Origin of the sequence: Lentzea sp. NPDC004782, assembly GCF_040609115.1 — a bacterium.
Lineage (GTDB): Bacteria > Actinomycetota > Actinomycetes > Mycobacteriales > Pseudonocardiaceae > Lentzea.
This window is the reverse complement of record NZ_JBEXJN010000128.1, coordinates 1-9716: the sequence shown is the minus strand read 5'-3', so window position 1 is coordinate 9716 and position 9716 is coordinate 1. Positions and strand designations below refer to the sequence as shown.

The 9716-nt window shown below is 68.8% G+C and carries 5 protein-coding genes; 2 read left to right on the top strand and 3 right to left on the bottom strand.

All coding sequences use genetic code 11. The annotated features are described in order from the left end of the window. Positions 1-78: 78 nt before the first annotated feature. Both ABZV40_RS45715 and ABZV40_RS45710 read right to left on the bottom strand, forming a co-directional pair. Positions 79-582, bottom strand: a complete 504-nt coding sequence (locus tag ABZV40_RS45715; RefSeq protein ID WP_355456389.1) for a hypothetical protein — start codon at positions 580-582, stop codon at positions 79-81. A gap of 143 nt (positions 583-725) precedes the next feature. Next, the gene (locus tag ABZV40_RS45710) at positions 726-2216 is read right to left on the bottom strand and encodes an alpha-L-arabinofuranosidase B (RefSeq protein ID WP_355456390.1); all 1491 of its coding nucleotides are present in this window, start codon (positions 2214-2216) and stop codon (positions 726-728) included. Positions 2217-2961: 745 nt separating this feature from the next. Here ABZV40_RS45710 and ABZV40_RS45705 point away from each other — a divergent pair. Beyond that, complete coding sequence (locus tag ABZV40_RS45705) at positions 2962-5694, top strand: beta-L-arabinofuranosidase domain-containing protein (RefSeq protein ID WP_355456388.1); 2733 nt, start codon at positions 2962-2964, stop codon at positions 5692-5694. 9 nt (positions 5695-5703) lie between these two features. On the opposite strand, the gene ABZV40_RS45700 is transcribed toward ABZV40_RS45705, so the two are convergent. Continuing rightward, complete coding sequence (locus tag ABZV40_RS45700) at positions 5704-7950, bottom strand: hypothetical protein (protein WP_355456387.1); 2247 nt, start codon at positions 7948-7950, stop codon at positions 5704-5706. Positions 7951-8121: 171 nt separating this feature from the next. Between ABZV40_RS45700 and ABZV40_RS45695 the strand changes: the two genes are divergently transcribed. Further along, positions 8122-9636: a cellulase family glycosylhydrolase gene (locus ABZV40_RS45695; RefSeq protein ID WP_355456386.1), complete on the top strand. Its 1515-nt coding sequence runs from the start codon at positions 8122-8124 to the stop codon at positions 9634-9636. The last annotated feature ends 80 nt before the right edge of the window (positions 9637-9716 follow it).

Below are 9716 nucleotides of genomic sequence, written 5' to 3'. Positions count from 1 at the left end.
GTTGCGGTGTGTCCACTCACTCGTACATGCTAATATCCCGCGGGGTCCCCGTCGTCGACGGGAACCCCGCGGCATCCGTCAGCTCACCGGTGCCGTGATCTTGGAGATGTACAGCGGTCCGTTGACCGGTCCCGGCCACGCCGCGGTGAACTCCGCCGCGGGCGTCGTCGGCGCGCTGAAAGCCATGCTGCCGATCGGCATGCCGCCGTCCCCCGCGGGGGACGAGATGTAGACCGCCGCCCAGCGGAAGCCATCCACCCACACGTCCTCGAACGGCGCCACGGCGGCCTTGGTGCTGAAGCGCACGTCGAGCGGCCGGCCGGAGGTGTCGTAGAACCGGATGAAGTCCAGTGCGCCGCTCAGCAGGCAGCTCGTGCCGTTCACGGTCCGGAAGCCGACGGTGAAGAGCCTGGTGGTGCCCGGACGCGGTGACGACCCCTCGCCGATCCGGGGCATCACCTCATCGGCGGCGCAATGCCGCGTCGGCCGCACGTCCGCGCTGGCCGGTCCGGCGGCGGACAGCACCGCGGCGGCGGCCAGCGCCACTGCCGTCAGTGCCCTCGCGTGGCGTGACTTCTTCATGGTCATCCCCTCGAAGTGGTGGTGAGACTCGGATTGCCACCAAGATCCACGGAGCGGATTAAGAAGCCGAGTAGTCGATGTTCAGGTTCCTTCGCGAGCACTGCCCGGTGTTCCCGCCGTCGACGGGAACACCGGGGCATTCGTCAGCTCCAGGGAGACGCGGTGAGCCAACTGGTGTCCTGAGCCCACGAGGTCGTCGAGTCCCAGGCGTTGGTGCCGCCGTTGCTCGCGATGTAGGCCGTGAAGTTGTAGTGGCGCAGGTACTTCGTCGGGAAGTTGACGGACTGGAAGGAGGTGCCGGTGCCGCTGTTGCCCGCGGTGGGGCAGAAGGTGGCGTCCTTCGAGAACGCGCTGCCACCGTCGTCGTAGTTCAGGTAGAGCTGGTAGTTGAAGTGGCGCAGGAACTGGCCGGGCCTGTCGGCGGACTCGAAGGACAGGCAGGAGGTGTTCGCCAGGCCGGCGCGCACGATCCAGGTGGCGTCGGCCTTGTCGGTGGCCGAGCTGGAGGAGTTGACGGAGGAGATGACGACCTTGCTGTCGGCGTCGTTGTGGCGCAGGTAGTGCGAGGTGCAGCAGGGCGCCGTGGTGGCCTGCAGGGAGATCCGGGAGCCGGGGGTCAGTGAGCCGGTGCTCGTCGAACCGCTGCTGTAGCCGGCCGCGGTGATGTTGGCCTGCACGGCGTTCTCGGTGGCGTCGGACGGGTAGCCCGAGGTCATGACTCCTTCGTAGAAGGTGCCGGCGGCGCCGTTGCTGTTGTCGCCGCCGATGCCGAGCAGGATCGCGCCCTGCTTCTTCATCGGGTTGTAGCCGGCGACGTTGGGACGCACGCCGTTGTAGAAGGTCGACAGACCGCCGGACTGGGCGTTGCCGCCGCGGATGGCCCACTGGTTCGGGCCGCCCTTGACGATGGCGGTCAGGAACCGGTCGGTGACGGTCGGGTCGCCCGCGTTGAACTTGGGGCTCACGCCGGAGAACAGACCGTTCTCCAGGTCGGCCATGATCCAGGGACCGTTGCCGCTGCCCGTGCCCCAGCCCTTGTTGTTGCCGAAGTAGATGGCCTCCATGGTGCCGTTGCCGTCGTCGTTGCCGCTCGTCTCGGCGTTGCCGTAGTCGAAGCAGCAGCCGCCGTTGAAGTGCGTGCCGTCGAAGATCGCGTACATGCCCTCCGGCTGGTCGCCGGTCGCGATGCCGTTCGTGTTGTTGTTCCGGTAGCCGGTGCCGGGGGCCACGTAGACGCCGTACGCCTTGTGGCCACCGACCGTGATGGGCGCCTCGAAGGCGTTGGCCATGTTGTCGGCGCCGCCTTCGGCCGGTCCGGAGAAGTGGCCCTTGGGCGCCTGGGAGAGCTTGTTGCCCTTGCCGGACTGGTCGTAGATGACGGTGATGACGCAGCTGGTGCCGGCGCAGAACGAGTCCTGTGCGGCGGCGTCGGCGTAGCCGCCGGTGCTCAGCAGGCCGATGTCCCTGGTCGCGTTGTCGGAGGCGCGCTTGACCTGGTACAGCGGGCCGTTGTAGCTGCCGTACAGGGCGCGCGTGGTGCTGTGCGCGGCCACGCAGGGTGTGTTGCCCGCGGCGTAGATGTCGCACGGCCCCTGGGTGGCGGCCTGCGAGGTCGCGGCCGTGGAGGTGAGCACCGCGGCGGCGAGTGCGGCGGTGGCACCGGCCGCGAGGAACGCACGCTTGGCGCGGCGGGTGGTCGGCGGTTCGGTCACGAAGAACTCCTTCACTGTCGAGTCAGTTCGCCACGCGGAAGAAGGCGTCGCTGCGTCAGTGCGAACGCCGAAGACCGGTCGCCGGCCCGGGAAGCCGAGGGCGGATGTGCTCGTCGGTCCACGACATGCTCCGATCTTCGTTGAGCGGGGCGATGGAGGAATGAGCGGCAACAACGGGATTCGGGTCCCGTTGTGAATGGTTGAGAAATTGTTAGCGTTAACATTCGCTGGTTGAGTTAGATGAGAACATGGCGGCAACTTTCACGTCAATGGGTTGTGCTCCGGCAAAGCTGTTGAACCTCAAACGCTGGGGCGTATTGCCAGACGCCTGCCATCGTTGTCAGACGGCATGAGCCGGGCCGATGTGGGCCATGTGGGCTGTTAGCGCTAACAGATTTGGCACGTTTCAGCGGAAATGTCCGAGTGTCGGACTGTTGACAAGGTGCCAACACGAAGGTTACCTATACGCCGCAACGCGATCGGACGGCGCGCTGCCGCACAGTGCGGTCTGTTAGCGATAACACCGTCCGGCGGTGGCGAGGACCGGTGCCGAGCGAACCGGCGCCCGCGCAACGAAAACCCGTGGTGTCGACCCAGTTCACGTCGACGAGCCCAAAGGTGTGCCCGCGGCTGTTCGCGCAGCGGCGGCCGTGGATCCAGGAGCATCATGTCCTCTTCAGCCCTGAACCGCCGCAGACTGCTGCAGGCCGCGGGGGCCGCCGCCCTCGCGACCGCCGTGCCGGCTCTGGTCCCTTCACTGGCGCCGGTCGCCGGAGCGGCGGTGGTGCCGCCGGTCCGCGGCGACGTCGGCGCGTCGGCGTTCGCGTTCGACCTCGGCCAGGTCCGGCTGACGGCGAGCCGCTGGCTGGACAACCAGAACCGGACGTTGTCGTACCTGCGGTTCGTCGACGTCGACCGGTTGCTCTACAACTTCCGCGCCAACCACGGGCTGTCGACCGGCGGCGCGGTCGCGTGCGGTGGCTGGGAGGCCCCGAACTTCGACTTCCGCACCCACAGCAACGGGCACTTCCTCAGCGCGTGGGCCAACGCCTGGGCGGTTCTCGGTGACACCACGTGCCGGGACAAGGCGAACCAGATGGTCGCGGAGCTGGCCAAGTGCCAGGCCAACAACGCCGCGGCGGGGTTCGGCACCGGTTACCTGTCGGGGTTCCCGGAGTCGGACTTCGACCTGCTGGAGACGGGCAGGCCCAAGGGTGTGCCGTACTACTGCGTGCACAAGACCCTGGCCGGTCTGCTCGACGTGTGGCGCCACATCGGCAACACCGAGGCGCGGGACGTGCTGCTGCGGTTCGCGGGCTGGGTGGACTGGCGCACCGCCCGGTTGAGCTCCAGCCAGATGCAGGCCGCGCTGCAGACGGAGTTCGGTGGCATGAACGCCGTTCTCGCCGACCTCTACCAGCAGACGGGCGACTCCCGGTGGCTGGCGGTGGCCCAGCGGTTCGACCACGCCGCCGTGTTCGACCCGCTGGCGGCGGGCCAGGACAAGCTCAACGGCCTGCACGCCAACACGCAGGTGCCCAAGTGGGTCGGCGCGGTCCGCGAGTACAAGGCCACCGGCACCACCCGTTACCGCGACATCGCCGTCAACGCGTGGGACATCACCGTCGGCGCGCACACCTACGTGATCGGCGGCAACAGCCAGGCCGAGCACTTCCGCGCCCCGAACGCCATCGCCTCCTACCTCAGGGCCGACGCGTGCGAGGCGTGCAACAGCTACAACATGCTCAAGCTGACCAGGGAACTGTGGCTGCTGGACCCGGACCGGTCGTCCTACTTCGACTTCTACGAGCGCGCGTTGCTCAACCACCTGCTGGGCCAACAGGATCCGAGCAGCAGCCACGGCCACGTCTGCTACTTCACCGCGCTCAACCCCGGCGGCCGCAGGGGAGTGGCCGGCCCCGGTGTCGGCGGCGGCAGCTTCAGCACCGACTACGGCACCTTCTGGTGCTGTCAGGGCACCGCGCTGGAGACCAACACACGCCTGGCCGACTCCATCTACTTCCACAACGGCACCACGCTGACCGTGAACCTCTACACGGCCTCGGTGCTCGACTGGCAGGACCGCGGCATCACCGTCACCCAGGCCACGAACTTCCCGGTCGGCGACACCACCACCCTGACCGTGACCGGCAACGCGAGCGGCTCGTGGACCATGCGCCTGCGCATCCCCGCGTGGACGAGCGGTGCGACCGTCAGCGTCAACGGCGTGGTCCAGAACATCGCTGTCACACCAGGCACGTACGCGAGCCTGACGCGCTCGTGGACCTCAGGTGACGCCGTCGCGGTGCGCCTGCCGATGCGTGTGGTCCTGCAGCCCGCCAACGACAACCCCGACGTCGCGGCGATCACCTACGGCCCCGTGGTGTTGTCCGGCAACTACGGCGACACGGTCTTCAGCACCCTGCCGTCGCTCAACCCCGCGTCCATCACCCGCACCAGCACGTCGGCGCTGACGTTCACCGCTTTGGCCGACGGGGCGAAAGTCGACCTCGGCCCGTTCTACGACGCCCACGGGTTCAACTACACCGTGTACTGGAACACCGGGAACACCGCCGGCTACCGGTTGTTCAACGCCGCCAGCGGATTGGTGCTCGGCATCCGCACCATGTCCACTGCGGACGATGCGGACGCCCTGCAGTGGGGCGACAACGGCACCGCCGACCACAACTGGCAGCTGGTGCCCGACGGCAGCACGGTCCGGCTGCGCAACCTCAACAGCGGCAAGGTTCTGGGCGTGGACAAGATGTCCACAGCGGACAACGCCCGCGTGCTGCAGTGGGCGGACAACGGCACCGCCGACCACCGCTGGACCATCGTCGACAACGGCGACGGCACCCACAAGCTCCGCAACGCCAACAGCGCCAAGCTGCTGGGCATCCTCAACGGTTCCACCGCGCAGGGCGCACAGGCCGTCCAGGTTCCGGACGACGACAGCGCGGACAACAACTGGCGGTTCGTGCCCACCGGGACCCGGCGCATCCAGAACCTCGGCAGCGGCCTGCTCCTCGGCGTGCAGAACATGTCCACATCGGATGGTGGGCTGGTCGTCCAGTGGGACGACAACGGCACTGCCGACCACCTGTGGACCGCGCTGCTCGACCCCGACGGCTACTTCCGGCTGCGCAACAGCAACAGCGGCAAGGTCCTCGGCGTCGAAGGCGCGGCCACCGGGAACGGCGCACGCGTCCAGCAGTTCTCCGACGACGGCGCCAACGACCACAAGTGGCGTCTGCGTTACGGCTCGGGCGGCTACTTCCGCATCCAGTGCGCCAACGGCGGCAGGGTGCTCGGGGTCAGCGGCGCGTCGACCGCGCGGGGCGCGCAAGTGGTGATCTGGGACGACAACGGCACCAACGACCACCTCTGGCGGTTCGTCTGATCCGGTGGCTCAGGCCCGGTTCTCGCGTCGCCGGCGCACCAGCACCGCGAGTGCGATCAGCACCGCGAGTGCGCCGGCGGCGGAGAGCCACCACAACGACCCGAAGATCGGCACGCTCGCGGCCGACGACGTGGCGTCCTGTCCCGCCGAACCCGAGTCGCCGGTCAGCGCGACGTCGTTGCCGTCACCACCTCGGTAGGTGAGGCGGAGCCGTCCGACCGCGGCCCCCTCGGGCAGGCCGTCGAAGGTGCCCCGGATCTGGTCGGTTCCCCGGTTGTCGATGACCACACCGGGCCCGCGCGCAGGGTCCGGCTCGAAGGTGCCCGCGAGCGTCACGGCGCCGGTGACGCTCATCCTGGTCGCGGTCAGGCGCGCTCCCGGCTGCTGGGCGTAGGCGCCGCGCACGGTCAGGCCGTCGGCGGCGACCGTCCCGGCGTTCTCCAGCGCGCCCTCCACGGTGCCGGTGGCCCGCAGGGTGCCCGAGGGTTCGACGGCGAGTTGGCGCGCCTGCACGGATCCAGGCAGCGCGACGGTTCCCTCCTTGACGGTCCAGGGGACGTCCGGTGTCGTGTGCGAGCCGGTGAGGGTGAGCGTCTCGGGGCCGGTCTTGGCGATGCCTCCGGTGGCGGTCATGGTGCCGCCGAACGTCGTGGCGGCCGTGGAGTGGACGGTCAGGGTGCGGCCGGCCGCCACCGTGCTGCCTTCGGCGCCGGAGAGGTTGTTGACCGTCTGGTCACCGGCTTTGGTGAGGTCGAGCGTCGCCCCGGCCGCCGGCAGGTCCACCGCGGTGCTGGCGGCGAGGGTGCCGCCGGTGACGGCGAGCGTGCCGGCCTTGACCGTGGTCCTGCCGGTGTAGGTGAGGTCGCCGGTCAGGGTGGTGGCGGCCGGACCGGCCTGCGTCACCGAACCTTTGCCGCTGATCCGGGCGAGTTCGGCGCCTTTGCCGGCGTTCTGCGTGATCAGCTCGCCGTTGTCGACGATCTTGCCGGTGGGCAGCAGCGCACTGTCGCCCTGCGGACTGCCGTCCCCGAGCCGCAGCGACGCGCCGTCACCGATCGTCGTGGCACCGTCGTAGTTCTGCGGCGCGGTGAAGGTGACCGCGTTGCCGTGGGTGGCCGCGATGACGACGTCGCCACGACCCACGTCGGCCATCGTGTCGTGGTACCTGCCGCCCGAGATGGGCGCGTCGAGGGTGACCGGTCCGTTGTAGTCGAACGTCAGCACGCTGCGGGCGCCGCCCCCGTCCGCGTGCATGTTGATGTAGACGGTGTTCTCGTTGCCGGGCAGGAAGAAGCGGTTGTGCGTGCCGTCGCCCCACGTCACCGTGGCGCCTTCGATGTTGATGCCGCGCTTGTTGTCGCGGTGCGGCACGCCGGCGAAGTTGCGGGACGGGTCGCTGAGCGCGGGGTCGGTGTCGGACCCGTTGTCCGACCAGCTGTACACGCCGGACATCCGCACCACGCCGGAACCCCAGGTGTGGAAGTTGATGTCGTTGCCGTAGAACTGCGAGTAGATGTCGGCGGCGTCGGTGACGACTTCGCCGTCCGGGGCGTTGTGGATGAACGAGCCCTGGTTGACCACCTTGCGCACGTGCGGCAGGGCGGTGAGGTAGTGCAGGCTGCCGTAGTCCGCACCCGTGCCGACGTAGAGCGTGCCCGAGAACGGGTGAGTGCCCGGCAGGTCGATGCCGGGCCAGGTGCCCCTCCGCTGCTTGACCAGGCCGGATCCGCTGATGACACCCAGGTTCAGCCGTCGGCGCAGTGCGAGGTCCAGGGTGCCGTCGACCTGGTGGTTGAGCGTGTTCAGCGCGAGTTCGGGCGCCTGGGTGATGTGCGCGATCGCGCCGTCACCGCCCGACCCGTCGCCGTACTGGAGGGTCGCGCCGCGTTGCACGATCACGGCGGGCGGGTCGGGGTTCTCGATCGTGGTGACCGGATGGTTGCCGCCGGCGGTGACGACCTTCTGCCGGCGGCGGTCGTTCGGGAGGACGAAGTCGCTGTTCTTGACCAGCACCAGGGTGCCGGTTCCGCCGACGGTGAAGGTGCCCTCGCCGGAGATCACGCCCGAGTAGGTGGTGACCCCGCCGGTCAGCCGCACCACGGCGTCCCCGCCCAGCGTGATGTTCCGGTTCGCCCGGATGTCGGCGGTGACGTCCCGGCCACCGGGTTGTGCGACCGCACTCGGCGCGCAGAGAGCGGCGAGGAGCACCGCTGTCACCGCCGCCGAAACCGAGCGACCGTCATGCTTTGCGCGCACCTGCCGGACTCCATGATGTTAGCGTTCACATTCGGGGCGCGGTCAGTTTTCGCGGCCACTTCGACCCTGTCAAGCTCGGACGGATGCCCTTCACGCGCAGCGACTTCTTCGCTACCGTCGGATCTGGGAGCGCTCCCAGACCATTGCCCGTGACCGCACGAAGGAGTGCTGATGCCGGGAACCAGAAAACGCCGCACCGCGCTCGCCGCGCTGGGTGCCGCGGTGTCCATCGCGTGCACCGTCCTGACGGCGGCGGCCGGATCGTGGGCGAGCGGCACGAGCGCGGCGGCTCCGTTCGCGTGCCGGGTCGACTACGCGGCCAACGACTGGGGCAGCGGGTTCGGCGCCAACGTGACCATCTCGAACCTCGGTTCGTCGGCGGTCGACGGCTGGACGCTGACCTACACCTACACCGGCGACCAGACGCTGCGGAACGGCTGGAGCGGTACCTGGTCCCAGTCGGGCAAGAAGATCACCGTCACCGCCCTGAGCTGGAACAGCTCCGTCCCGGCCGGCGGCAGCGTCAGCACGGGGGCGAACTTCTCCTACAGCGGCACCAATGCCAAGCCGACGGACTTCGCCGTCAACGGCGCCGTGTGCACCGGCACCGGCCCGACGACGACCACGACGACGACAACGACGAGCACCCCGCCGGTCGACGGTCCCGCACCAGCGTTGCGCGTCTCCGGCAACAGGATCGTCACCGCGAAGGGCGAGCCGTACCGGCTGCTCGGGGTGAGCCGGTCCAGCGGCGAGTTCGCCTGCGTGCAGGGCAAGGGCATGTGGGACGGCGGTCCGGTGGACCAGGCGTCGGTGAACGCGATGAAGACGTGGAACATCCACGCGGTCCGGGTCCCGTTGAACGAGGAGTGCTGGCTCGGCGTCAACGGCTCACCCGGCGGTGCCGCCTACCAGCAGGCCGTGAAGGACTACGTGAACCTGTTGGTGGCCAACGGCATCAACGTGATCCTTGACCTGCACTGGACCTGGGGCGCCTACCCGACCGGGCCGGACTGGCACTGCAAGGACGAGCACGCGGTGTGCCAGAAACCGATGCCCGATGCGCGGTACGCCCCGCAGTTCTGGACCGGTGTCGCCACCGCGTTCAAGGGCAACGACGCCGTCGTCTTCGACCTGTTCAACGAGCCGTACCCGGAAATCGCCAGCGACTGGAACAAAACCCTGGGCTGGCAGTGCTGGCGCGACGGCGGCATGTGCACCGGTCTTCCGTACGAAACCGCGGGAATGCAGAACCTGGTCGACGCGGTGCGGGCCACCGGCGCGACCAACGTCCTCATGCTCGGCGGCCTCGAATGGGCCAACGACATGCGGGAATGGCTGTCCCACAAGCCGAACGACCCGTTGGGCAACCTCGCGGCCTCCTGGCACTCCTACAGCAACAACGCCTGCGCCACGCAGTCCTGCTGGGACAGCCAGGTCGCCCCGCTCGCCGAGCAGGTTCCCGTCGTGATCGGCGAGTTCGGCCAGAACAACTGCGGCTTCGACTACATGCGGCAGCTGGCGGACTGGGCCGACGCACACCACCTCAGCTACCTGGCGTGGACCTGGAACCCCTGGGGCTGCACCACCGGTGCGGTGCTCGTCAAGGACTGGAACGGCACGCCGGAACCCGGCGTCGGCGAGGGCTTCAAGGCCCACCTCCTCACCCAGAACCCGTATCGGTAAAGCATGATCGGCCCGCCTGGTGAGGTGGATGAAGGGCGCCTTCCTCCACCTGGTGTGGATGAAGGCGCCCTTCATCCACG

What these genes read in the sequence shown, in the direction of transcription:
- ABZV40_RS45715 (WP_355456389.1), bottom strand. Translation starts at nt 582, where the DNA reads ATGAAGAAGTCACGCCACGCGAGGGCACTGACGGCAGTGGCGCTGGCC.
- ABZV40_RS45705 (WP_355456388.1), top strand. Translation starts at nt 2,962, where the DNA reads ATGTCCTCTTCAGCCCTGAACCGCCGCAGACTGCTGCAGGCCGCGGGG.
- ABZV40_RS45695 (WP_355456386.1), top strand. Translation starts at nt 8,122, where the DNA reads ATGCCGGGAACCAGAAAACGCCGCACCGCGCTCGCCGCGCTGGGTGCC.